We start from the raw sequence: 22581 nt of genomic DNA on the forward strand, positions 1-22581 counted from the left end.
GAGCCTCGCTGATGAAATCCTATGAAGTCAATTTTGACGGTCTAGTGGGGCCGACCCATAACTACGGTGGTCTGTCCTACGGCAACGTTGCGTCCCAGAGCAACAGCCAGCAGTCTTCGAACCCGAAGGAAGCGGCGCTGCAAGGCCTGGCGAAAATGAAAGCGCTGATGGAAATGGGCTTTCAGCAGGGCGTGCTCGCACCGCAGGAGCGCCCGGATGTGGCTGCTCTGCGCCGCCTGGGTTTCAGCGGCACCGACGCTCAGGTGATCGAGCGCGCCGCCAAAGAAGCGATGCCGCTGCTGGTCGCCAGTTGCTCGGCGTCGAGCATGTGGGTGGCCAACGCCGCCACGGTCAGCCCGAGTGCCGACACCGCTGATGGTCGCGTGCACTTCACCGCCGCCAACCTGAACTGCAAATATCACCGCAGCATCGAGCACCCGACCACCAGTCGCGTGCTGGGCGCGATGTTCGCCAACCAGCAACACTTCGCTCACCACGCCGCGTTGCCGGCGGTGGCGCAATTCGGTGACGAAGGCGCAGCGAACCACACGCGTTTCTGCCGTGAGTACGGCGAGGCTGGCGTTGAGTTCTTCGTGTTCGGTCGCAGTGCGTTCGACACCCGCTATCCGGCACCGCAAAAGTATCCGGCGCGCCAGACCCTCGAAGCGTCGCAAGCAGTCGCTCGTTTGCACGGCCTGCGTGACGACGGCGTGGTCTACGCGCAGCAGAACCCGGCGGTGATCGATCAGGGCGTGTTCCACAACGACGTGATCGCGGTGGGCAACGGCGAGGTGCTGTTCTATCACGAGGACGCGTTCCTCGACACCGATCAGATGCTGGCCGAACTGCAAGCCAAACTGGCCAAGGTCGGCGGCAAGTTCCAGTCGGTCTGCGTGCCGCGTTCGGCGGTCACCGTGGATGACGCGGTGCGTTCCTACCTGTTCAACAGTCAGTTGCTGTCGCGCCCTGACGGTTCGATGCTGCTGATCGTGCCGGAAGAGTGCCGTGGCAACGAGCGCGTATGGAATTACCTGCAAGGCCTGACCAGCTCCGGCGGCCTGATCCGTGAAGTGAAAGTCTTCGACCTCAAGCAAAGCATGCAGAACGGCGGTGGCCCGGCGTGCCTGCGTCTGCGCGTCGCGCTCAACGAAACCGAGCTGGCGGCCGTCAACCCAGGGGTTATCATGACCGCCCCGTTGTACGGTTCGTTGACCGCATGGGTTGAAAAGCACTACCGCGACCGCCTGACCGAAAGCGATCTGGCGGATCCGCAGTTGCTGCTTGAATGCCGGACGGCACTGGATGAACTGACGCAAATCCTTAAACTGGGCGCGGTTTATCCATTCCAGATCAATTGATGACCGATACTCCGCCTCGTCGCGGCGAACGGTTCCATCTCCCCAAGAGAGCGTAAAACATGAGCGATTCCCTGCAGCTGATCCTTGAAGACACTGACGGCACGCAACTGCAAACTTCCTGCACCCGCGTCGCGGTCATGTGGCAAGGCAAAGAGCTGTGGATCCAGCAGGACGGCCGCGGCCAACTGTTGATCGGCGTGGACGTCGAAGAGGGCGACGAAGAGTACGCCAACCTGCTGTTGCGCCCATTGGCGACTAATCTGGTAAGTCTGCAACTGGAGATGGAACCGGCTGACCTCGGTGACGATGAAGGCCACGTGCACGGCCCGGATTGCAATCACGACCACTAAGGAAACGCTCTATGCTCGCCCTCGGCAAACTGCTTGAACTGACCCTCGCCGGCCGCGAACCGGCGGAGAAGACTCAACTGACTGTCGAAGGCGTGCGCATGCGCTGGTTGAGCGAGGGGGCGCTGGAAGTCCGGCCACCCGAAGCGCGCGACAATGGCCTGGACCTGCTGCTGTCGGCAGGCATCCACGGCAATGAAACGGCACCGATCGAACTGCTCGACCGGCTGCTGCATGACATCGCTCGCGGCGATCTGAAGCCGCGCGCACGTATTCTGTTCCTGTTCGGCAACCCGGAAGCGATTCGCAAGGGCGAGCGTTTCGTCGAGCAGGACGTCAATCGGCTGTTCAATGGCCGTCACGAACAAAGCAGCGGTTCCGAAGCCCTGCGTGCCTGCGAGCTGGAACGGCTGGCGGCAAGTTTCTTCAGCCTTCCTGATCGTCAGCGCCTGCACTACGACCTGCACACGGCGATTCGCGGTTCGAAGATCGAGCAGTTCGCTTTGTATCCGTGGAAGGAGGGTCGCCAGCATTCCCGTCTTGAACTGGCCCGCCTGCGCGCCGCCGGCATGGAAGCGGTGCTGCTGCAGAACAAACCGTCGATCGTGTTCAGTTCCTACACCTACGACAAGCTCGGGGCCGAGTCCTTCACCCTGGAACTGGGCAAGGCGCGGCCATTCGGGCAGAACGCCGGGGTCAATGTGTCGCTGCTGGAAACCCGCCTGAAGCAGATCATCGAAGGCACCGAACCGGAGATGGCCGAGCAGGGCCTGGACGGTCTGCAACTGTTCAGCGTGGCCCGGGAAATCATCAAGCACAGCGATGCGTTCCGGCTGAACCTGCCGGCGGACATCGAAAACTTTTCGGAACTGGATGTGGGTTATGTGCTGGCCGAAGATCTGGCCAATACCCGCTGGATCATCGAAGAGCAGGGCGCACGGATCATCTTCCCCAATCCCAAGGTCAAGAACGGCCTGCGAGCGGGCATTCTGATCGTGCCGACCACTGACGAAAATCTTGCCTGATGATCGTTCCCACGCTGCGCGTGGGAATGCAGCCCGGGACGCTCCGCGTCCCAAAGCGGACGCAGAGCGTCCATTGAGGCGTTCCCACGCAGACTGTTCGACGCCTCGACGTGGGAACGATCATTGTGGGGTCAGACCGCTACAGCACGCGGCTCGGTGCGGCGCAACGCTCGCACCTTCTGCAGCGTATCGGCGCAGGTCTTCGCCGCTTCCTGACCCTTGTGCACGAAATGCTCGAAGAAGAACTTCTGGTGCTCTTCGCCGGCATGGAAGTGGTGCGGGGTCAGCGACACCGAGAACACCGGCACTTCGGTTTCCAGCTGCACCTGCATCAGGCCGCTGACCACCGACTGGGCGACGAACTCGTGACGGTAGATCCCGCCGTCCACCACCAGGGCCGCCGCGACGATACCGGCATAACGACCGGTCTTGGCCAGCAGCTTGGCGTGCAGGGGCATTTCAAAGGCGCCGCCGACTTCAAAGAAATCGATGTCCGATTCCTGATAGCCCTGAGCGATCATTTCGGCGAGGAAGCCTTTACGGCTCTGGTCGACAATTTCCTTGTGCCAGCAGGCCTGGATGAACGCGACGCGCTCGCCGTGAGGGTGTTTGCTTTTGCTGTCGATAGCGGTGGGTTGCATGTTCTGACTCCTGTTTGTGTGAAAAACAGGGCGTTATGAATCGAAAGGGATTCAAGGGTACGCACGCTCGCGCATACACGGCGGACGGCCCTTTGGCGTCAATCCCGTTCTCTCTTCATCCGGACTGTGACCGTCGGCCCCGGAATCACACCGGGTCTGCTGACCTTGCCGCCGCTCACGGCTTTTGCCGTGTCCGTCACCAAGCGCTCGCGGGCTATGCGCATTGCGCGCAATTACCGCCGGTGGGGAATTGCACCCCGCCCTGAGAACGTTTCGCCGCCCTTTATCGGGCGGCGCAGCGTTTTTAACACAGATTGCCAGGCCGTGCATTGCGCCTTTGTGATGATTGCCATCTGATTATTCGAAGCGTGAAAACGACTTTTCCTTGCGCAAGGGTTGATTAATCCGCGCCATGCCCGCAGTAATTCGTCTTCGAAAAGGGATTTTCCCTGCTGACTTGAGGCCAGGTTCATGAGCGTTATCGATCTTCGCAGCGACACCGTCACTCAACCGACCCCCGCCATGCTCGACGCGATGACCCGCGCCGACACCGGCGATGACGTGTATGGCGAAGATCCGACGGTCAATCGTCTGGAAGCGGAACTGGCAAAACGACTGGGTTTCGCCGCCGCGCTGTTCGTCCCGACCGGCACCATGAGCAATCTGCTGGGCTTGATGGCGCACTGCGAGCGCGGTGACGAATACATCGTCGGTCAACAGGCGCACACCTATAAGTACGAAGGCGGCGGCGCAGCGGTGCTCGGTTCGATCCAGCCGCAGCCGCTGGAAGTGCAGGCCGATGGCTCGCTGGACCTGGATCAGGCGGCAGCGGCGATCAAGCCTGATGACTTCCACTTCGCCCGCACCCGCCTGCTGGCGCTGGAAAACACCATGCAGGGCAAAGTGCTGCCGCTGGAATATCTGGCCCGGGCCCGTCAGTTCACTCAGGACAATGGCCTGCAACTGCATCTGGACGGCGCGCGGCTGTATAACGCGGCGGTCAAGCTCGGAGTCGATGCTCGGGAAATCACCCAGTATTTCGATTCGGTCTCGGTGTGCCTGTCCAAAGGCCTCGGCGCGCCGGTCGGTTCAGTGCTGTGCGGTTCGTCGGCGTTGATTGCAAAGGCCCGGCGCCTGCGCAAAATGGTCGGTGGCGGCATGCGTCAGGCCGGACTGCTGGCGGCGGCGGGGCTGTATGCGCTGGATCACAATGTGGAGCGTCTGGCCGACGACCATGCCAACGCGCAGTTGCTGGCCGAAGGCCTGCGCGAGGCCGGTTTCAGTGTCGAGCCGGTGCAGACCAACATGGTTTACGTGCAGATGGGCGACCGCGCCGAGGCGATCAAGGCCTTTGCCGCCGAGCGCGGGATCAAATTGAGCGCTGCCGCCCGTCTGCGGATGGTCACGCACATGGACGTCAATCGCTCGCAAATCGAGCAAGTGATCGCGACATTCGTCGAGTTTTCGCGCAAGTGACAGCGTTAGCGGCCCAATTGACCGTTTCTATCGTATAAACACGCTGTACCCCGCGCGCAGGGCCGATATAATGCGGCCCTTTGCCGTCGTTTCGTCTGTTGACGTTTCGTACAGGCCTTTGGCCGCAGCCTCCGTGGAAGAACCTAATGAAAAGCGCAGAAATCCGTGAAGCCTTCCTTCGCTTCTTCGAAGAGCAAGGCCACACCCGTGTAGCCTCCAGCTCTTTGATTCCGGGCAACGACCCCACCCTGCTGTTCACCAACGCGGGGATGAACCAGTTCAAGGACTGCTTCCTGGGCCAGGAAAAGCGCGCGTACACCCGCGCCGTCTCCAGCCAGAAATGCGTGCGCGCCGGCGGCAAGCACAACGACCTGGAAAACGTCGGTTACACCGCCCGTCACCACACCTTCTTCGAAATGCTGGGTAACTTCAGCTTCGGCGACTACTTCAAGCGTGATGCCATCACCTACGCCTGGAACTTCCTGACCTCCGAGAAGTGGCTGAACCTGCCGAAGGAAAAGCTGTGGGTCACCGTCTACGCCAGCGATGACGAGGCCTACGACATCTGGACCAAGGAAGTCGGTGTGCCGGCCGAGCGCATGGTGCGCATCGGCGACAATAAAGGCGCGCCTTACGCGTCCGACAACTTCTGGACCATGGGCGATACCGGCCCGTGCGGTCCTTGCACCGAGATTTTCTACGATCACGGCGCCGACATCTGGGGCGGCCCACCGGGCTCGCCGGAAGAAGACGGCGACCGTTACATCGAAATCTGGAACAACGTGTTCATGCAGTTCAACCGCACCGCCGACGGCGTGTTGCACCCGCTGCCAGCCCCGTCGGTGGACACCGGCATGGGTCTTGAGCGGATCAGTGCCGTGCTGCAGCACGTTCACTCGAACTATGAAATCGACCTGTTTCAGAGCCTGCTGGCCGCATCGGCCAAGGCCATCGGCTGCAGCAACGACAACCAGGCGTCCCTGAAAGTCGTGGCGGACCACATCCGTTCCTGCGGCTTCCTGATTGCCGACGGCGTACTGCCGTCCAACGAAGGTCGCGGTTATGTGCTGCGCCGGATCATCCGTCGCGCCTGCCGTCACGGTAACAAGCTGGGCGCCAAGGGCAGCTTCTTCTACCAGATCGTTGCCGCTCTCGTGGCCGAGATGGGCGAAGCGTTCCCGGAACTGAAATCCCAGCAGGCGCACATCGAACGCGTACTGAAAGCCGAAGAAGAGCAATTCGCCAAGACCCTGGAGCAGGGCCTGAAAATCCTCGAGCAGGATCTGGCCGAGCTCAAAGGCGACGTGGTGCCGGGCGACGTGGTGTTCAAACTCTACGACACCTACGGTTTCCCGATGGACCTGACCGCAGACATCGCCCGCGAGCGCAGCCTGACCATCGACGAAGCCGGCTTCGAGCGTGAAATGGAAGCCCAGCGCGTCCGTGCACGTTCCGCCAGCTCGTTCGGTCTGGACTACAACAGCCTGGTCAAGGTTGACGTCGACACCGAGTTCACCGGTTATCACGCCACCAGCGGTTCGGCGAAAGTCGTTGCTCTCTATAAAGATGGCCAGTCAGTGGACGTCTTGAGTGAAGGGCAGGGAGGCGTTGTGGTGCTGAACCAGACGCCTTTCTACGCCGAATCCGGCGGCCAGGTCGGCGATTGCGGTTACCTGCAGGCCGGCAACAGCCGTTTCGACGTGCGCGACACCACCAAGACCGGCGGCGCGTTCCTCCACCACGGTGTACTGGCGTCGGGCAGCCTGATCGTTGGCGCACCGGTGGAAACCCACGTCGAGGCCGACGTGCGTCACGCCACTTCGCTGAACCACTCGGCCACTCACTTGCTGCACGCTGCGCTGCGCAAAGTGCTGGGCGACCACGTTCAACAGAAGGGCTCGCTGGTCGACAGTCAGCGCCTGCGTTTCGACTTCAGTCACTTCGAAGCGATCAAGCCTGAGCAGATCAAGGCGCTGGAAGACATCGTCAACGCCGAGATCCGCAAGAACTCCGCCGTTGAAACCGAAGAAACCGACATCGAAACCGCCAAGCAGAAAGGCGCGATGGCACTGTTCGGCGAGAAGTACGGCGACAACGTGCGCGTGCTGAGCATGGGCGGTGATTTCTCCGTCGAGCTGTGCGGCGGTATCCACGCCAACCGTACCGGCGACATCGGCCTGCTGAAAATCATCAGCGAAGGCGGTGTGGCATCGGGCGTGCGTCGTATCGAAGCGGTCACTGGCGCTGCGGCGCTGGCTTACTTGAACGCTGCTGAAGAACAACTCAAGGAAGCGGCCAGCCTAGTCAAGGGCAGCCGCGACAACCTGATCGACAAGCTGTCGGCGGTGCTGGAGCGCAACCGTGCGCTTGAAAAGCAGCTCGAGCAGTTGCAGGCCAAGGCCGCTGCCGCTGCCGGCGACGATCTGTCGGCTTCGGCTGTGGACGTCAAGGGCGTGAAAGTGCTGGCCGTGCGTCTGGATGGTCAGGACGGCAAGGCGCTGCTGGCGCTGGTCGATCAGCTGAAAAACAAACTCGGCCGCGCAGTGATCCTGCTCGGCAGTGTCCATGAGGAAAAGGTCGTACTGGTTGCAGGTGTAACCAAGGACCTGACTGGCCAACTCAAAGCCGGTGATTTGATGAAACAGGCTGCTGCGGCAGTGGGCGGGAAGGGCGGTGGTCGTCCGGACATGGCGCAGGGCGGCGGTGTCGACGCCGGCGCACTGGATGGCGCACTGGCGCTGACCGTTCCATTCGTCGAGCAGGGTTTATAAGACGGCCCGTCGGGCCCGCAGTCTAGTGGCGGGCCCGGCGGCTGTTCGAGTGATTATTGGGCGCCCTTCATGGGCAGAGGCGGCTTTGAAATGGCTTTGATCGTACAGAAATTTGGAGGCACCTCGGTCGGCACTGTCGAGAGAATCGAGCAGGTCGCCGACAAGGTTAAGAAATTCCGCGATGCCGGCGATGACCTGGTGGTTGTGCTGTCTGCAATGAGCGGCGAGACCAACCGTCTGATCGATCTGGCCAAGCAAATCAGTGGCGAAGATCAACCGGTTCCGCGTGAACTGGACGTGATCGTTTCCACCGGTGAGCAGGTGACGATCGCCCTGTTGGCCATGGCGCTGATCAAGCGCGGTGTGCCGGCGGTGTCGTACACCGGCAACCAGGTGCGGATCCTGACGGACAGCGCGCACAATAAAGCGCGTATCTTGCAGATCGATGACCAGAAGATTCGCGGTGACCTGAAAGCAGGTCGCGTGGTGGTGGTCGCCGGTTTCCAGGGCGTCGACGAGCACGGCAACATCACGACCCTGGGTCGTGGCGGTTCCGACACCACCGGCGTGGCGCTGGCCGCTGCGCTGAAGGCTGATGAGTGCCAGATCTACACCGACGTCGATGGTGTCTATACCACTGACCCGCGCGTGGTATCGGTTGCTCAGCGTCTGGACAAGATCACCTTCGAAGAGATGCTGGAAATGGCCAGCCTCGGTTCCAAGGTGCTGCAGATCCGCGCGGTGGAATTCGCCGGCAAGTACAACGTTCCGCTGCGCGTACTGCACAGCTTCAAGGAGGGTCCGGGCACCCTCATTACTATTGATGAAGAGGAAACCATGGAACAGCCGATCATTTCCGGCATCGCTTTCAACCGCGATGAAGCCAAGCTGACCATCCGTGGCGTGCCAGACACCCCGGGCGTGGCGTTCAAGATTCTCGGCCCGATCAGTGCCGCGAACATCGAAGTCGACATGATCGTGCAGAACGTCGCGCACGATAACACCACCGACTTCACCTTCACCGTGCACCGCAACGACTACCAGTCCGCGCAAACCGTGCTGGAAAACACCGCTCGCGAGATCGGTGCCCGTGAAGTGGTGGGTGACACCAAGATTGCCAAAGTCTCGATCGTCGGCGTCGGCATGCGTTCCCACGCAGGCGTGGCCAGCCGCATGTTTGAATCCCTGGCAAAGGAAAGCATCAACATCCAGATGATCTCGACCTCGGAAATCAAGGTTTCCGTGGTGATCGAAGAGAAGTACCTGGAACTGGCCGTGCGCGCCCTGCACACGGCTTTCGAGCTCGACGCTCCGGCCCGTCAGGGCGAGTGATGCGTTGTCTGAAGGGCGCGGTCTGACCGCGCCCTTTATTTTTTGAATGGCGCGAGCCCCCGAACTGTTCTTTTGCTCGCGCTGGTCAATACTCAGGCATGTAGGGCTACGATCGCTCCGGTTGTAGGTCGGGTGCCTTTTTTTTGCAGACTGTTGTCCCTGAAATGATTCGCGTGAGGAGAAAGGTATGCTGATTCTGACTCGTCGGTGCGCAGAAAGCCTGATTATCGGTGATGGCGAAATCACCGTGACCGTGCTCGGCGTCAAAGGAAATCAAGTGCGTATCGGCGTCAATGCCCCGAAAGAGGTGGCCGTGCACCGTGAAGAAATCTATCTGCGTATAAAGAAAGAGAAGGACGAAGAACCAAGCCATTAATTTTTATCGATTTTTATGTTTGCAAACGGGGAAGAAGGTGGTTAATATACGCCCCGTGTTGCGGAGAGCTGGCCGAGTGGCCGAAGGCGCTCCCCTGCTAAGGGAGTACACCTCAAAAGGGTGTCGGGGGTTCGAATCCCCCGTTCTCCGCCATTATTTGCTTAGTACGTTGTAATCTGGCTTTTTCTGTAAGTTGTTGAATTTATTAGAAAAAGTGGTTGGAATAGAGATTAGACGGGCTATAATGCGGCGCAACAAATGCACTCGTAGCTCAGCTGGATAGAGTACTCGGCTACGAACCGAGCGGTCACAGGTTCGAATCCTGTCGAGTGCACCATTTAAGAGTCAATTACAGCGATGTAAATGACTCGGCTTCAACCAGTTGTGATCTGGTCTAAAAACACAAAATGCACTCGTAGCTCAGCTGGATAGAGTACTCGGCTACGAACCGAGCGGTCACAGGTTCGAATCCTGTCGAGTGCACCATATACCGAAAAGCCCGCGTTTAACGCGGGCTTTTTGCTGTCCTGGATTTGGCTTTTCCTGTCACGCATCCTTTTTCATCAAAATCGATTTGAGCACTGCGCCCTCGCTTGAGGTCGTAACGATAACTCGTTGCCGAATTGCGGATGCTCACCTTGTCGGGTTTGCCCAAAGCGCTTTCAACATCCTGTTGGCTCATGCCGGCGATGATTCGTTGATTGATGATTGCTTCACGCTTTTGTCGCGCGTCGATCAGATCTCCGCATTTGTCCTGGGTGCGCCCGACGACGGCCATTTCTCGCTTTCTGATATTCATACCGGATATTTCTTCATGCCGGGCTTCGGGTATCAGGGTGACTGTCGAGCCAGGGGAGTAGGGGTGAACTTCCTGCAATGAAAGGTGCTCATCGTTCGCGCAGCTCAATGTGGTGAACGTGACGCTGCCATCGGAAGCTTCGCAGCGATGAAGTGTCGTTGCGCTCCCGATGGTGGGCAGGCAGAGCAGGGCGGTCAGCATGAATCGGGATGTTTTCGATGGCATTCGGCGTCCTCCATGACGATCCTTCTCAAGCGTAGCTGGCAGTTTTTTCAGCGCCGGTGTGTTTTCTTTTCAGAATGAGTCGTCGCAGTGTGAAGGATCAGGACAGTGCTTAGCTTTGTCTCGCAAGCGCTTGTTTCAGCCACGATTTTTTAACGTTTAAAACCGTCAGGCGGTGTATCATTGCGCCCGTCAGCCCCGCCGGGGCTTATGGAAAACCTCCATGGACTTACCCAGTAGTTATTCAGTAACCCGTTTTACCAATCATGAATTGACTGATTGATCCTTCCGGCGTGCCCCGCTGCTGGGAGTGGAGTTCGCCTATGTCCGAAATCGAAGTAAAGAAAACACAGGAAAGCCTGCAGGATCGCCTGGCTCAGGTCGTCGAGCTGCTGCAGCGCCAGCGGGTCGTCGAAGACCTGACTCATCGCCAGGAAGGCCCGCATCATGATCGGGTCGAGAACCTGGTCCACCGGCAAAACCTCGTCGAGCTGCAACGCAAGCTCGATGATCTGCACTCCGCCGACGTCGCCTACATTCTTGAAGCCCTGCCGCTGGACGATCGTCTGACGCTCTGGCAACTGGTCAAGGCCGATCGCGACGGCGACATTCTTCTCGAAGTATCCGATTCCGTCCGTGAAACGCTGATCGCCGACATGGACGATCACGAGCTCCTGGCTGCCGCCAAGGACATGGATGCCGACGAACTTGCTGACCTGGCCTCCGAGCTGCCGCGAGACGTCGTCCATGAGCTGATGGAGACTCTGGACCAGCAGCAACGCGAACGTGTGCGTTCGGCTCTCTCCTATGACGAGGAGCAGGTCGGTGCGCTGATGGACTTCGAGATGGTGACCATCCGTGAGGATGTCAGTCTTGAAGTGGTTCTGCGTTACCTGCGTCGTCTGAAAGAGCTGCCGGGCCATACCGACAAACTGTTCGTGGTCGATTACGACGGTGTGCTCAAGGGCGTGCTGCCGATCAAGCGTTTGCTGGTCAATGATCCGGAGAAACAGGTTTCCGAAGTCATGGCGAGTGACCCGGTGAGTTTTCACCCGGACGAAGACGCCTACGACGCCGCTCAGGCGTTCGAACGTTACGACTTGATCTCGGCCCCGGTGGTCGACAAGAACGGCAAGCTGATCGGCCGTCTGACCATCGACGAAATGGTCGACCTGATTCGTGAGGAGAGCGAAAGCGAAGTCCTCAATATGGCGGGTCTGCGTGAAGAGGAAGACATCTTCGCCTCCGTCTGGAAGTCCCTGCGCAACCGTTGGGCGTGGCTGGCGATCAACCTGATCACGGCGTTCGTCGCATCGCGGGTGATCGGCCTGTTCGAAGGTTCGATCGAGAAGCTGGTGGCCTTGGCAGCGCTGATGCCGATCGTGGCGGGCATCGGCGGTAACTCCGGCAACCAGACGATTACCATGATCGTTCGCGCTATGGCCCTCGATCAGGTCAGCACCGGCAATACCTCGCGCCTGATGCGCAAAGAGCTGGCCGTTGCGTTGATCAACGGTTTGGTCTGGGGCGGGGTGATCGGTGTGGTCGCTTACTTGCTCTATGGCAGCTGGTCGCTGGGTGTGGTCATGACGGCCGCCATGACATTGAACCTGCTGCTGGCAGCGTTGATGGGGGTGTTGATCCCGATGACCCTGGCCAAGATGGGGCGCGATCCGGCGATGGGCGCCAGCGTGATGATCACGGCCATGACCGACAGTGGTGGCTTCTTCATCTTCCTGGGGTTGGCGACGATCTTCCTGCTCTGACCGACAGTATTGAAACAGCCCGCCGATTGGCGGGCTTTTTTTCGTCCATGAAAAGCCGAATTGCGGGCAAAAAAAAGCCAGCATTCATGCTGGCTTGAGGTGTTCGGTGTGGCTCAGGATGCGTCTGCGGCCATTTCGGCGTCGTGGGCGATCAGAGAAACCAGTGCGTTCTGCTGGCGATGGGAGAGTTGGCGGAAGCGTTGCAGCAACTCGCGTTCGTGCAGCGACAGCTCCGGGCTGTCCAGGCGCATGCTCAGCTCTTCGCCCAGTGCACCTTCCTGAATAAGACTCTGCTCAAGGCGCGCAATGATCTCGGAGTTCATGCTGCGATGATGATTGCGAGCCACCTCGGCAATGCGTTCACGCATTCCGTCTGGCAGACGTACGACGAACTTGTCAGCCGTACGGCTGGAATAAATTGCCTGTTTCAATGGGCGCATATATTTAACCGGTTAGTTCAGGGGAGCGGTTCTCGGGATTGGCCGCAGGATGTGTTCTAGGACAAGCATCCGCGCCAAATGGTTCAACCTGAATTGTTAAGAGGCGCGCATCATGCCTCAAAATTGCCAGATCATTGGCGTCAATTCTGTGACAAATATTGATCCGGGTAAAGGCGTAATGCCAGCACCAATTATCAGAAATGCGGACTGGTTTGAAAAGAAAGCATCTGCCCGTATTGCTGACCGCGTCCTGAAACACGTCGTCTGATGCCCGAAGACGTCAGAACGTGCATGCTATGCAGGTTGAATCGTTGTTCCTTACCTTGTACAGGATAGTGGCAAATGGCCGATTTACTAGGGGCAAATGTCCGCCGGAGGGCGTTTTCAGGATGGATGGCAGGCTGATTTACCTCATGGGACCTTCCGGCTCCGGCAAGGACAGTCTGATCGAGGCAGCGCGTGAGCCTTTAAGGGCGTTGAACTGCGAAATCATCAGGCGAGTGATCACCCGTTCGGCCGAATCCGTGGGTGAGGATGCAATCGGTGTGGCGCCGCAGGAGTTCGAGCGACGTCAGCGTGCCGGCGAGTTTTCACTGGCGTGGCAGGCTAACGGTCTCGCCTACGGCATTCCGGTGGAAATGGATCAATGGCTGAAAACCGGCAAACACGTCCTGGTAAACGGCTCTCGGGCAAACCTTCGACAAGCGCTGGAAAGTTACCCGACTTTGGTGCCGGTGTTGCTGACAGTTCGGGAGGATGTTCTGCGTGAGCGCCTGCTCCGGCGTGGCCGGGAGACGCTTGAACAGATCGATGCGAGGCTGGCGCGCAATACGCTGTTCAAGGACAGGCGTTCAACTGATAGTCCTGTGCACCTGATCGACAACTCGGGCGCTCTGGCCGATGCAGTCAATCATCTGCTGGAGCTGGTCAGGTTCAGCGCAATACCGGATCAAACTTGATCTTGCGCCCGGCCACCAGTGCCAATACGAACAGCGCCGAAAAGACGCCGCAACCGATCAGGGCCAGGGATATTTCGGTTTCCTCGAACAGCGAAAAATGCCCGAGGCCACTCAATAAGGCGAGGATCAGAAATCCTGCAGCTGACTTGGACATGCTGTACTCCTGAAGATATTTCAAAAAACCAGACGTTCAGTCGAATGCGTCGGCAACGCCTGTTCAGACTCGCTGACTGCTTGCGGGGCAAAGCTCTTATCGCTCAACACCGCCCATTGCGGCGCCTTCTGCACTTGCAGGTAGTGCGGCATGCGTCCGGCCACTTTTTCGTTATCCGTGGGGGCGAAGTGAAAGCCGACCAGGACGGCCAATGCGATTGCATTTGCGAACACGAGGGCGCTGTTCATGAGACGAGTCTCCGATTGTTCTTGTATAAGAACCGGTAAAGCAGCCGTCGTGCCAATAGTCTAACCGCTGTTAAGTCCTTTAAAAACAAGCATTTAACAGGGTTTTTCGGATGTGCCGCATTGCATTTTGCAATGGTGGCTTTTTGCGGCGATGCAAATTGCACGGTAAAACGTCCGGCACCCTTGCAAGGCGCCTGCCTACACTTAAAAAGCCCTGCGGACGACATGACAAAACAGGGCCCGGCCGTTAACATGCACGCCGTCTGTCGCACCGACAGATTTGTGTCCCAGTAGCTCAATTGGATAGAGCATCCCCCTCCTAAGGGGAAGGTTGGCAGTTCGAACCTGCCCTGGGACACCATCTATTGAAAAAGCCCCGCGCAGAGTGATCTGGCGGGGCTTTTTTTGTCGCGAGTTTACAAGCGGAAGCGACTGACCAGGGTGTTGAACGACGCCGCCAGGTTGGACAGTTCCTGGGTCGAGGCGCTGGTCTGATGCGCGCCTGCCGCCGTCTGGGTGGAGAGATCCTGGATGTTGACCAGATTTCGGTCCACTTCCCGAGCTACGTGTGCCTGTTCTTCCGAGGCTGTGGCGATGACGAGGTTGCGATCATTGATCTGCGAGATGCCGTCGGCGATCAGCTCCAATGCCTGGCCGGTCGCTTGCGCCAGTGACTGGGTTTCGCTGACCAGCGCCTGGCTTTTCCCCATGGCGCCGACGGCTTCGTCTGCACTGTTGCGAACGTCGTTGATCATGCCTTCGATTTCCCCTGTCGAAGCCTGGGTTCTTGCCGCCAGGGCTCGTACCTCGTCGGCGACCACGGCAAAACCTCGACCTTGCTCACCCGCGCGCGCAGCCTCGATGGCGGCGTTAAGCGCCAGTAGATTGGTTTGCTCGGCAATCCCCCGGATCACATCGAGAACTTTGCCGATGTCTCGAACTTTCTCCGCCAGATCCTTGACCATGGTGGTGGAGGTGGCGATTTCCGTGGTTGCATGGTTGATCGCGGCAACGGCGTTTCGCGCTTGATCGCGTCCGTTACTGGCTTCCCGGCTGGTGGTCTGGGAGGCCTCGGAGGTGGATACCGCATTGCGCGCAACTTCCTCCACGGCGGAGGTCATTTCCGTGACAGCCGTCGCTGCCTGCTGGATCTCGTCGTTCTGACGAATCAGTCCGCGGCTTCCATTGTCTGTGACGGCGGTGAGTTCTTCGGCAGCGGAAGCCAGTTGATCCGCCGCGCTGGCGATCTGCTGAATAGTGCTTTTCAGACTGCCCTGCATCTCGGCCAGGGCCGTGAGCAACTGGCCGGCCTCGTCGCGGCCGGTGCTGACGATGTTTTGAGTCAAGTCGCCCCCAGCGATGCTTCGGGCGCTTTCAACGGCTTTGGAGATGGGGCGGCTGATCAGTCGGCTGATGAACAGGCCAAGCAAAATCGCCGCGACGAAGGCCAGCACGATGCCGATGTACAGCGAGGTCTTGGCGGAGGACTCCGTCAGAACCGATCGTTTTGCGGCTTCGCTGACCTGCATGTCGTTGGAGTTGGTCATGATGGTCAATTCGTCCATGACGACGCGATAGTTTTTCTGCAGGTCGCCGAGCAGCAGTTCGCGGCCATTTTCCAGGTCGCCGGCCTTCATCAGGCCCAGATACCTTTGCACGATCGCTTGGTAAACGGGCCAGGCTTTCTCCATCCGGTCACCGGCTGCACGTTCGTCGTCGGCAAGCTCGGTTTTCCGGTATTCGGCAAAGGCTTTTTCACTCGCCACCTGGTTGGCGCTCATCGAGGCGAGAAATTCGTCTTTGGTGTTCTGGGGCAGGTTGGCGGCAGTGGCGACGTAAAGCCGATACATGTCACGGGTCTGTCCGACAGCCTTGATTTTGGTCTGCGCGATGTTGGCGACGGCGACGAGGTTGTTGCCGAACACCGATCTGAGGCTTGTCGAGAGTTCGGTCACTCCCCGGCTTCCCAGCAGGCCCACCCCCAGGGTGATGAAGGCGCACGCCGCGAAGGCCGTGATCAATTTCGTGGAAAGTCTTGCGTCATTCAACCAACTCATAAGGGGCATCCTGCTGACATGTGGGGGCGGAGCAATATCGAGCGCAGCTCGTAAGCAAATGGCTTGTCGTCGTACATCTTTCGGCTGCGGAGTCCACAACTGTAGGGTTACCAGTTGTTTGTTATTTAAATATATTCCGCATTAAACACCCTTGTAACCAGCGTTTTAGAGCATTCAGCACATACATACAAAAGATGGCACTTGGCCTTTTCTATTTATTGCAAAGTGTTACATTGTGTGGAATATTCCAATAAATACGTACGACATCGTACCTCTTCGTCCTTGTCGCTCAAGATGACGAGGACGCTGTGTTCGTGATTTCCAGAACCGTGAAAAAAAAGAACGAAGCAGCCTAGGGTAGGACTCATGTCGCGTCGCATTGATAAAGGGAAACGCAGGGGGTACGCCTCTGCCGGATTGGTTACGCTGCTGATCGCCATAGCTGGCACCGCGTACGGCGAGGCGCTCGACAGCACCGCGTCGGTGGGCAAGCGTCTGGCGGTAGCCGCTGACTGTGTGGCTTGTCATACGGCACCAGGCGGCAAGGCTTTTGCGGGCGGCTATCCGCTCAGTTCACCGATGGGCACGATCTACTCGACCAACATCACGCCTTCGAAAACGGCGGGCATCGGCAATTACACGTCTGAGCAATTCGCCCGTGCGGTCCGTGACGGGGTGGCGGCCGATGGCACTCGGCTGTACCCGGCGATGCCCTATACCTCTTATTCGAAGATGACCGACAGCGACATTGCTGCGCTCTACGACTACTTCATGCATGAAGTGGCGCCGGTCGATACGCTGAACCAGAAAACCGCTCTGGATTTCCCGTTCAATATCCGCGCATCGATGATTGGCTGGAACGCGCTGTTCCACAGCAAAACACGCTTCACGCCGGATCCGGCCAAGTCTGCCGAGGTCAACCGTGGCGACTATCTGGTCAACGGCCTGGCTCACTGCGATACCTGCCATACACCGCGCAATGTCCTGATGGCTGCCGACAGCGCAAAACCGTTGGCCGGCGGATCACTGGGCAGTTGGTATGCCCCCAATATCACTTCCGACAAAGTCAGCGGCATCGGTGCCTGGTCGAGCGACGAGATCGTGGCCTATCTGCGTACCGGTCACGTCGAGGGCAAGGCCCAGGCGGCAGGCCCAATGGCCGAAGCGGTGGAGAACAGTCTGCAGCATCTGAGCGATGTGGATCTCAAAGCCATCGCGGCCTATCTGTTGCAGACCACGCCGATCAAGACCGGGGAGAGCAAGGCCCGGCACGAGTACGGTCAGGCCTCGGTCGATGAATTGACGCTGCGCGGAGGCAAACCGGGGGATAACCCGGGCTGGCACATATTCAGTGGCACTTGCGCCAACTGCCATCAGCCGAACGGTCAAGGCACGCGGGAATACCCATCGCTGTTTCACAACACCGCCACCAGTCGCAGCGACAACCTGATCGCGACCATCGTGTACGGCGTGCATCGTGAAGTCGACGGTGTGGCCATCGACATGCCGGGTTTCGGCCCTGACGCGCTGTTCACCGACCGCCTGAACGACCAGCAGATTGCCGACGTCAGCAACTACGTGCTGTCGCGCTACGGCAATGCCGACACGGTTGTCACCGCCGCCGATGTGGCACAGCTACGCAACGGTGGGCCCCAGGCGCCACTGGCAGTGATGGCGAAGTTTACGACCCCGGTCATCATTCTCGTGTGCTTGTTGATCGGCCTGGGCGCATGGGCCTTGATTGCACGTCGGCGCAAGGAGGCCTGAGCAATGGACACTTCAATGACGCAAAAACACGAAAAAACTCAAACCGAAAGCTCGGCCGGGCTCACTCGCCGCAATCTGTTGCGCGGTTCCGTGACGCTGGGCCTGGCCGCGATGATCGGCAGTGCGCTGCCCTGGCAGTCGGTGCTGGCAGCCCAGGTATCGAGCGACGATTTCATTGCGCTGTCGCAGTTTCTGGTCAGCCGTGCGGTCAATCCGGTTCTGGCCGCTCGTTATTACGCCGCGCTGGACAAGCGCGCGCCGAATTTCTCGACCAACGTGATTGCCTTGAAGCAATTGATCGGCGCACAGGGTTACAAGCATGTCGATGAATACCTGGCGCAGCCGAATCCGGATCCGTCGCTGCGGGCCACGGCCACCAGCATCATTTCTGCCTGGTATCTGGGCATCGTCGGTGAGCCGGCGGATGCGGAGCTGATCAGCTATTCCCTCGCCATGATGTATCAGCCCACTCACGGCATTCTCATCATTCCAACCTACGGTGGCGGCCCGGATTCATGGGGTCCCAAACCAGCAGTCATTCAGGACTCGACAGTATGAGCAGCGATCAATTCGATGCCGATGTGGTGATCATCGGTTCCGGTGTCATGGGCGGTCTGATCGCCACGGGCCTGGCCAAAGCGAACAAGTCGGTGATCGTGCTCGAGGCCGGTCCCCGGGTGAATCGCCGTGATGTGGTGGAAACATTCCGCAATGCCCCGGTAAAACTCTCGCTGGCCAATGCCAAGCTGCAGGGCGCCGGGTCGCCCTATCCGAGCCTGCCTCACGCGCCCTCTACCTATGGCGACTATCTGCAGCAGGTAGGGCCAGTGAAATACAACACTTCTTACTTGCGTGTGGTGGGCGGCACCACCTGGCACTTCGGTTCCTCGCTGTGGCGCATGCTGCCCAACGATTTTCGTCTCAAGTCGTTGTATGGCCGTGGTCGTGACTGGCCGATCAGTTATGACGAACTGGAACCGTATTACGCTCGGGCTGAAATCGAACTGGGCGTTTCCGGTGTCGACGGCCAGGACGAAAGCGGGCAGGGCGGGGACGCCTATCCGCCGCGCTCGATTCCCTATCCGATGGAGGGCCTTAAACCGAGCTACATGTTCAAGCGCCTTTCCGAATTGCTCAGCAAGGGTGGGTATAACCCGATCCTCGAGCCGAATGGCCGGGCGACCCGTCCCTATGGCAAACGGCCTCCCTGTGCCGGCAACAACAACTGCAACCCGGTGTGCCCGATTGCAGCCAAGTACGACGGTTCGATGCATATCGATGAGGCCGAGCGCCATGGCGCCAAGGTGCTGGACAACTCCGTCGTCTACAAGATCGAGGCGGGCGACGACGGCAAGATCACCGCGATCTGGTACATGCGTCCCGACAAGTCCAAACACAAACTGACCGCCCGGGCCTTTGTACTGGCGGCATACGGTATCGAGTCGCCGAAGCTGCTGTTGATGTCGACCTCGGAAAAGTACCCGAACGGGATTGCCAACTCCTCGGATCAGGTCGGGCGCAACCTGATGGACCACACCGGCATCAGCATGAACGTCATGACCAAGGAAGACATGTGGCCGGGCGAAGGGCCGACGCAATTGCTGGTCTATCTGAACAGCCGCGATGGTGCGTTTCGCAACGATTACCCGAGCTACAAGATCAAGGTGCGCAACACCGTGCCGACGTCGCAGATCACTTCGAACCTGATTGCCAAAGGCGTGCTGGGCTCGAAGCTCGATGAGCAGATCCGCCTGCAATCGGCGCGCTCCCTGAACTGGGCTGTCGACTTCGAAACCCTGCCACTGCCGGAGAATCGGGTCACCCCGAGCAAGACCAAGTTCGACGCCATCGGTCTGCCGGTTCCCGAGATCTACTACAGCGTTCCCGACTACTGGCACGCCGGCAAAGAGAAGGCTCTGGAGGACTTCAAACAGTTTGCGAAACTGCTCGACGCCGACATCCTCAGCACCGACACGGGCTTCCAGAATCGGCAGCACATCATGGGCACCACCATCATGGGCGATGATCCGAAAGACTCGGTGGTAGACCGCGATTGCCGCAGTCACGACCATTCCAACCTGTTCATCGCAGGCACGAGCGTCATGCCATCGTCCTCCTGCGTGAACCCGACGCTGACAGGTGCGGCGTTGAGTATTCGGATTGCCGATGTGTTGGTGGCGGAGGTCTGAGAAGCGCCCTGAAGTACAAAGCCCCACGCAGAGAAATCTGGTGGGGCTTTTTTGTTTTTGGTGCAGTCCAGTCTGGCGGTTGGAGCGAGCAGGTTAAATGCAAGCTTGCAGGCCGACACGATTCAGCATTCCTTGATGTACCCGCGTTCGAAGTTGAGAACCGCCGCGCAATTAAGTCACTGCGCAACGAATCTTGAACCCCCGCTTCAAGAGAACCACTGATCCGGCCGATAACCCGTTCGGTGACTACAGAGTCGCGCGAAATCGCTTGATAGCATTTGGCCGGCAGCTATCATCTGCGCGCCTGGAAATGGTCCATCTTCTTCAATTGCCTGGAAATCCTCGATGCTGTCGTATCACCAAAAGAGTTTTCTGATCGTCGATGATTTCTCGGATTTCCGCAGTTCCGTGCGTTCGATGTTGCGCGAGTTGGGTGTCAAGGATGTGGACACCGCCGACACGGGTGAGCAGGCGCTGAAAATGTGCGCGCAGAAGTCCTACGATTTCATCCTTCAGGACTTCCACCTCGGTGACGGCAAGAAGAACGGTCAGCAGGTGCTGGAAGACCTGATGATGGAGAAGCTGATCAGCCACGAAGCGGTGTTCGTGATGGTCACGGCCGAGACCAGTCAGGCGATGGTGCTCAGTGCCCTGGAGCACGAGCCGGACGCGTACCTGACCAAGCCGTTCAACCGTTCCGGCCTGGCTCAGCGCCTGGAGCGTCTGGAGCAGCGCAAGACCCTGCTCAAGCCGATTCTGCAAGCCCTCGACCGTGGCAAACCGATGGAAGTGCTCAACGCCTGCATCGCCCTGTGCAAACAGGACATCCGCTATTCGCCGCTGTGCCTGCGTTATCGCGCCGATGCGTTGCGCGACATGAACCAGAACGAAGCGCTCGAGCGCCTTTACGACAGCATCATCGCTGACCGGCCGTTGCCGTGGGCGTTTGCCGGGTTGGGCAAGTTGCTGTTCAAGCGTGGGCAGGTCAGTCAGGCCAAGGGCGTTTACGAAAAAGCCCTGAAGGTCTTCCCGATGATGCCGGCGCTGTATGACGGCATGGCTGACGTGCTGGTCGCCGAAGGCGATACCAAAGGCGCGCAGCAAGTGCTGGAGGAAGCGATTCGCCTGTCGCCGCTGGCGGTGCGCCGTCAGGCATTGCTGGGCAAGCTGGCGATGGCCAACGAAGATTTCGACACCGCTTCCCGGGCTTATCGCCAGGCGGTGAATCAGGGCGCGCAATCGCGCTTCAAGGATCCGGAAAGCAATCTCGGCCTGGCCCATGCCTTGATCAGCAAAGGCAGCGAGCGCGGGCTCGATACCCGAACGCGTCTGGAGATCAACACCACCCTCAGCGCCGTGGCCAAGGAAAACCCGACCGATCCGGGCCTGCAGATTCGTGCGCGTCTGATGAAGGCTACGAGCCTGTTGCTCAACGATGCCGAGACCGCCGAAAAACTCACCGAACAAGCGCTGATGCGCCTCGACGGCATGGAGCAATTCATGAGCCCCGAGGCCGCGTTGCTGGTGGCCAAGCAATTGCAGATGCTGGGTCAGGCCGAGGCGGGCACTTCGATGCTCAAGAGCTGTGCGGAAATCTACGGCGATGACCCGACGGTGATGAAAGACATCGCCAAGCTCACCGACGACCCGACTATTCTCAGCTCCAGCAACGCCGCCGCCGACCTCAACCGGCAGGGCGTGCGCGTGTACAAGACCGGCAACCTGGTGGAGGCCCGCGAGGTGTTCCGCAAGGCGCTGAAGATGCAACCGAAGAACATCAGTATTGCGCTGAACATGGCCCAGTCGCTGCTGCACGGCACCGACACCAATGTGCCGTCGGCGGAGCTGGAAGAATGTCGGGCCTGCCTGAAACTGGTGGGCATGATGCCCGATACCGACGCGCGTTATCCGCGTTATCAGAAGCTGAAAAGCAAGGCGTTTGGCGAATGAACCAAGACGAGCAGGCACTGGATTTTTCCACGGTGATCGCCTCCACCGTGCACGACATGAAGAACTCTCTGGCGATGCTGATGCAGGCCCACAGCCAATGGCTGGCACGCTTGCCCGCAGCGCAGCGCCAGGGGCCGGAGCAGGGCGTGATCGACTTCGAGTTCGCCCACCTCAACGGCATGCTGGTGCAGCTGCTCGGGCTGTACAAGCTCGGGGTCAATCAGATGCCGTTGCAGCCGGCCTATCACGAGCTGGACGATTTCATCGAGGCGCAACTGGCGGCCCATCAGGAAGTGTTCGCCAGTCGTGGAATCATTGCCACTTACGAAGTCGATCCGCTCAGTCCGCTGGGTTTCTTTGATCGCGAACTGATCGCCTCGGTGCTGGGCAACTGCATCAACAACGCCATCCGCTACGCCCGCGAATCGCTGCTGATCACCGTCAGCGATGAGGCGGGGCAACTGGTGTTGAGCATCAACGATGACGGCGACGGTTACCCGGCCGAAATGCTCGAGCGCCAGTCCGATTACGTGCAGGGCATCAACCACAGCAGTGGCAGCACCGGCCTCGGTCTGTACTTCGCCGGACGCATCGCCGCGCTGCATCAGCGCAACGGTGTAGGCGGTCGGACCGAGATCCGCAATGGCGGCCCGTTGGGCGGCGGCGTGTTCAGTATTTACCTGCCCTGAATCACCGATTCATCG

Annotated in this window: 20 protein-coding genes, 4 tRNA genes and 1 riboswitch; of the genes, 18 read left to right on the plus strand and 6 right to left on the minus strand. The window is 59.2% G+C overall.

What is annotated here, in order from left to right; genetic code table 11:
* Positions 1 to 11 precede the first annotated feature (11 nt).
* The 3 genes from astB to astE are packed head-to-tail and all read left to right on the plus strand — an operon-like array spanning position 12 to position 2730.
* The gene (gene astB, locus BMZ46_RS02425; protein ID WP_064598800.1) at positions 12 to 1358 is read left to right on the plus strand and encodes an N-succinylarginine dihydrolase; all 1347 of its coding nucleotides are present in this window, start codon (positions 12 to 14) and stop codon (positions 1356 to 1358) included.
* Between the two features lie 59 nt (positions 1359 to 1417).
* On the plus strand, positions 1418 to 1708 hold the full coding sequence (locus BMZ46_RS02430) for a topoisomerase II (protein WP_074688195.1): 291 nt from the start codon (positions 1418 to 1420) through the stop codon (positions 1706 to 1708).
* An 11-nt stretch (positions 1709 to 1719) separates the two neighbouring features.
* The gene (gene astE, locus BMZ46_RS02435) at positions 1720 to 2730 is read left to right on the plus strand and encodes a succinylglutamate desuccinylase (RefSeq protein ID WP_007951052.1); all 1011 of its coding nucleotides are present in this window, start codon (positions 1720 to 1722) and stop codon (positions 2728 to 2730) included.
* Between the two features lie 131 nt (positions 2731 to 2861).
* On the opposite strand, the gene BMZ46_RS02440 is transcribed toward astE, so the two are convergent.
* Positions 2862 to 3371 (minus strand): 6,7-dimethyl-8-ribityllumazine synthase, encoded by a 510-nt coding sequence (locus BMZ46_RS02440; protein ID WP_039772077.1) that lies wholly within the window; start codon positions 3369 to 3371, stop codon positions 2862 to 2864.
* Positions 3372 to 3473: 102 nt separating this feature from the next.
* Positions 3474 to 3645: riboswitch (FMN riboswitch) on the minus strand.
* A gap of 197 nt (positions 3646 to 3842) precedes the next feature.
* Here BMZ46_RS02440 and ltaE point away from each other — a divergent pair.
* The 7 genes from ltaE (at position 3843) to BMZ46_RS02475 (ending at position 9812) form a co-directional block, all read left to right on the plus strand.
* On the plus strand, positions 3843 to 4847 hold the full coding sequence (ltaE, locus tag BMZ46_RS02445) for a low-specificity L-threonine aldolase (RefSeq protein WP_039772078.1): 1005 nt from the start codon (positions 3843 to 3845) through the stop codon (positions 4845 to 4847).
* A gap of 146 nt (positions 4848 to 4993) precedes the next feature.
* Positions 4994 to 7618 carry an alanine--tRNA ligase gene (gene alaS / locus BMZ46_RS02450; protein ID WP_074688193.1) on the plus strand — a complete coding sequence of 875 codons (2625 nt, stop codon included), beginning with the start codon at positions 4994 to 4996 and terminating at the stop codon, positions 7616 to 7618.
* Positions 7619 to 7708: 90 nt separating this feature from the next.
* A complete protein-coding gene (locus tag BMZ46_RS02455; protein WP_007951048.1) occupies positions 7709 to 8950 on the plus strand; it encodes an aspartate kinase in 1242 nt (413 codons plus the stop codon).
* Between the two features lie 187 nt (positions 8951 to 9137).
* The gene (csrA, locus tag BMZ46_RS02460) at positions 9138 to 9326 is read left to right on the plus strand and encodes a carbon storage regulator CsrA (RefSeq protein WP_002554426.1); all 189 of its coding nucleotides are present in this window, start codon (positions 9138 to 9140) and stop codon (positions 9324 to 9326) included.
* Positions 9327 to 9388: 62 nt separating this feature from the next.
* Positions 9389 to 9479 (plus strand) — tRNA-Ser (locus BMZ46_RS02465).
* A 107-nt stretch (positions 9480 to 9586) separates the two neighbouring features.
* A tRNA-Arg gene (locus BMZ46_RS02470) sits at positions 9587 to 9663 on the plus strand.
* Between the two features lie 72 nt (positions 9664 to 9735).
* Positions 9736 to 9812 (plus strand) — tRNA-Arg (locus BMZ46_RS02475).
* A gap of 19 nt (positions 9813 to 9831) precedes the next feature.
* Here BMZ46_RS02475 and BMZ46_RS02480 read toward each other — a convergent pair.
* Positions 9832 to 10350: a SmpA/OmlA family hypothetical protein gene (locus BMZ46_RS02480; RefSeq protein ID WP_039772082.1), complete on the minus strand. Its 519-nt coding sequence runs from the start codon at positions 10348 to 10350 to the stop codon at positions 9832 to 9834.
* 320 nt (positions 10351 to 10670) lie between these two features.
* On the opposite strand from BMZ46_RS02480, the gene mgtE reads away from it, so the two are divergent.
* Positions 10671 to 12113 carry a magnesium transporter gene (gene mgtE, locus BMZ46_RS02485; RefSeq protein WP_007960287.1) on the plus strand — a complete coding sequence of 481 codons (1443 nt, stop codon included), beginning with the start codon at positions 10671 to 10673 and terminating at the stop codon, positions 12111 to 12113.
* Positions 12114 to 12226: 113 nt separating this feature from the next.
* Here the strand turns inward: mgtE and BMZ46_RS02490 are convergent, their stop codons facing one another.
* On the minus strand, positions 12227 to 12553 hold the full coding sequence (locus tag BMZ46_RS02490; RefSeq protein ID WP_003178899.1) for an Arc family DNA-binding protein: 327 nt from the start codon (positions 12551 to 12553) through the stop codon (positions 12227 to 12229).
* 389 nt (positions 12554 to 12942) lie between these two features.
* On the opposite strand from BMZ46_RS02490, the gene phnN reads away from it, so the two are divergent.
* Entirely contained in the window at positions 12943 to 13512 is a 570-nt protein-coding gene (gene phnN, locus BMZ46_RS02495) for a phosphonate metabolism protein/1,5-bisphosphokinase (PRPP-forming) PhnN (protein ID WP_074688191.1), read from the plus strand.
* On the opposite strand, the gene BMZ46_RS02500 is transcribed toward phnN, so the two are convergent.
* The gene (locus BMZ46_RS02500) at positions 13487 to 13666 is read right to left on the minus strand and encodes a PA3371 family protein (RefSeq protein ID WP_039772086.1); all 180 of its coding nucleotides are present in this window, start codon (positions 13664 to 13666) and stop codon (positions 13487 to 13489) included. The two genes, phnN and BMZ46_RS02500, sit on opposite strands and share 26 nt — an antisense overlap.
* Before the next feature lie 20 nt (positions 13667 to 13686).
* Complete coding sequence (locus BMZ46_RS02505) at positions 13687 to 13914, minus strand: hypothetical protein (RefSeq protein ID WP_039772088.1); 228 nt, start codon at positions 13912 to 13914, stop codon at positions 13687 to 13689.
* Positions 13915 to 14198: 284 nt separating this feature from the next.
* Here BMZ46_RS02505 and BMZ46_RS02510 point away from each other — a divergent pair.
* Positions 14199 to 14275 (plus strand) — tRNA-Arg (locus tag BMZ46_RS02510).
* Positions 14276 to 14330: 55 nt separating this feature from the next.
* Here the strand turns inward: BMZ46_RS02510 and BMZ46_RS02515 are convergent.
* The gene (locus tag BMZ46_RS02515; RefSeq protein ID WP_074688189.1) at positions 14331 to 15971 is read right to left on the minus strand and encodes a methyl-accepting chemotaxis protein; all 1641 of its coding nucleotides are present in this window, start codon (positions 15969 to 15971) and stop codon (positions 14331 to 14333) included.
* 366 nt (positions 15972 to 16337) lie between these two features.
* Between BMZ46_RS02515 and BMZ46_RS02520 the strand changes: the two genes are divergently transcribed.
* From BMZ46_RS02520 to BMZ46_RS02540, 5 genes are all read left to right on the plus strand, one after another.
* Entirely contained in the window at positions 16338 to 17738 is a 1401-nt protein-coding gene (locus tag BMZ46_RS02520; RefSeq protein WP_074688187.1) for a cytochrome c, read from the plus strand.
* Positions 17739 to 17741: 3 nt separating this feature from the next.
* Positions 17742 to 18296, plus strand: a complete 555-nt coding sequence (locus BMZ46_RS02525) for a sugar dehydrogenase complex small subunit (protein ID WP_074688185.1) — start codon at positions 17742 to 17744, stop codon at positions 18294 to 18296.
* Positions 18293 to 19927: a GMC family oxidoreductase gene (locus BMZ46_RS02530; protein WP_039772094.1), complete on the plus strand. Its 1635-nt coding sequence runs from the start codon at positions 18293 to 18295 to the stop codon at positions 19925 to 19927. The genes BMZ46_RS02525 and BMZ46_RS02530 overlap by 4 nt, the downstream gene beginning before the upstream one ends.
* A gap of 345 nt (positions 19928 to 20272) precedes the next feature.
* Complete coding sequence (locus BMZ46_RS02535) at positions 20273 to 21877, plus strand: tetratricopeptide repeat-containing response regulator (RefSeq protein WP_064598688.1); 1605 nt, start codon at positions 20273 to 20275, stop codon at positions 21875 to 21877.
* A complete protein-coding gene (locus BMZ46_RS02540; protein ID WP_074688183.1) occupies positions 21874 to 22566 on the plus strand; it encodes a sensor histidine kinase in 693 nt (230 codons plus the stop codon). The genes BMZ46_RS02535 and BMZ46_RS02540 overlap by 4 nt, the downstream gene beginning before the upstream one ends.
* Positions 22567 to 22581: the final 15 nt, after the last annotated feature.

The organism is Pseudomonas sp. NFIX49, from assembly GCF_900115915.1.
Classification (GTDB): domain Bacteria; phylum Pseudomonadota; class Gammaproteobacteria; order Pseudomonadales; family Pseudomonadaceae; genus Aquipseudomonas; species Aquipseudomonas pharyngis.

Bases quoted from the DNA above. Each gene is read 5' to 3' on its own strand.
- BMZ46_RS02540 (WP_074688183.1), top strand. From the start codon at position 21,874: ATGAACCAAGACGAGCAGGCACTGGATTTTTCCACGGTGATCGCCTCC.
- BMZ46_RS02525 (WP_074688185.1), top strand. From the start codon at position 17,742: ATGGACACTTCAATGACGCAAAAACACGAAAAAACTCAAACCGAAAGC.
- mgtE (WP_007960287.1), top strand. From the start codon at position 10,671: ATGTCCGAAATCGAAGTAAAGAAAACACAGGAAAGCCTGCAGGATCGC.
- BMZ46_RS02500 (WP_039772086.1), bottom strand. From the start codon at position 13,666: ATGTCCAAGTCAGCTGCAGGATTTCTGATCCTCGCCTTATTGAGTGGC.
- astE (WP_007951052.1), top strand. From the start codon at position 1,720: ATGCTCGCCCTCGGCAAACTGCTTGAACTGACCCTCGCCGGCCGCGAA.
- BMZ46_RS02530 (WP_039772094.1), top strand. From the start codon at position 18,293: ATGAGCAGCGATCAATTCGATGCCGATGTGGTGATCATCGGTTCCGGT.
- csrA (WP_002554426.1), top strand. From the start codon at position 9,138: ATGCTGATTCTGACTCGTCGGTGCGCAGAAAGCCTGATTATCGGTGAT.
- BMZ46_RS02535 (WP_064598688.1), top strand. From the start codon at position 20,273: ATGCTGTCGTATCACCAAAAGAGTTTTCTGATCGTCGATGATTTCTCG.
- BMZ46_RS02505 (WP_039772088.1), bottom strand. From the start codon at position 13,914: ATGAACAGCGCCCTCGTGTTCGCAAATGCAATCGCATTGGCCGTCCTG.
- BMZ46_RS02480 (WP_039772082.1), bottom strand. From the start codon at position 10,350: ATGCCATCGAAAACATCCCGATTCATGCTGACCGCCCTGCTCTGCCTG.
- BMZ46_RS02520 (WP_074688187.1), top strand. From the start codon at position 16,338: ATGTCGCGTCGCATTGATAAAGGGAAACGCAGGGGGTACGCCTCTGCC.
- BMZ46_RS02490 (WP_003178899.1), bottom strand. From the start codon at position 12,553: ATGCGCCCATTGAAACAGGCAATTTATTCCAGCCGTACGGCTGACAAG.
- BMZ46_RS02455 (WP_007951048.1), top strand. From the start codon at position 7,709: ATGGCTTTGATCGTACAGAAATTTGGAGGCACCTCGGTCGGCACTGTC.
- BMZ46_RS02440 (WP_039772077.1), bottom strand. From the start codon at position 3,371: ATGCAACCCACCGCTATCGACAGCAAAAGCAAACACCCTCACGGCGAG.
- alaS (WP_074688193.1), top strand. From the start codon at position 4,994: ATGAAAAGCGCAGAAATCCGTGAAGCCTTCCTTCGCTTCTTCGAAGAG.
- ltaE (WP_039772078.1), top strand. From the start codon at position 3,843: ATGAGCGTTATCGATCTTCGCAGCGACACCGTCACTCAACCGACCCCC.
- BMZ46_RS02515 (WP_074688189.1), bottom strand. From the start codon at position 15,971: ATGAGTTGGTTGAATGACGCAAGACTTTCCACGAAATTGATCACGGCC.
- astB (WP_064598800.1), top strand. From the start codon at position 12: ATGAAATCCTATGAAGTCAATTTTGACGGTCTAGTGGGGCCGACCCAT.
- BMZ46_RS02430 (WP_074688195.1), top strand. From the start codon at position 1,418: ATGAGCGATTCCCTGCAGCTGATCCTTGAAGACACTGACGGCACGCAA.
- phnN (WP_074688191.1), top strand. From the start codon at position 12,943: ATGGATGGCAGGCTGATTTACCTCATGGGACCTTCCGGCTCCGGCAAG.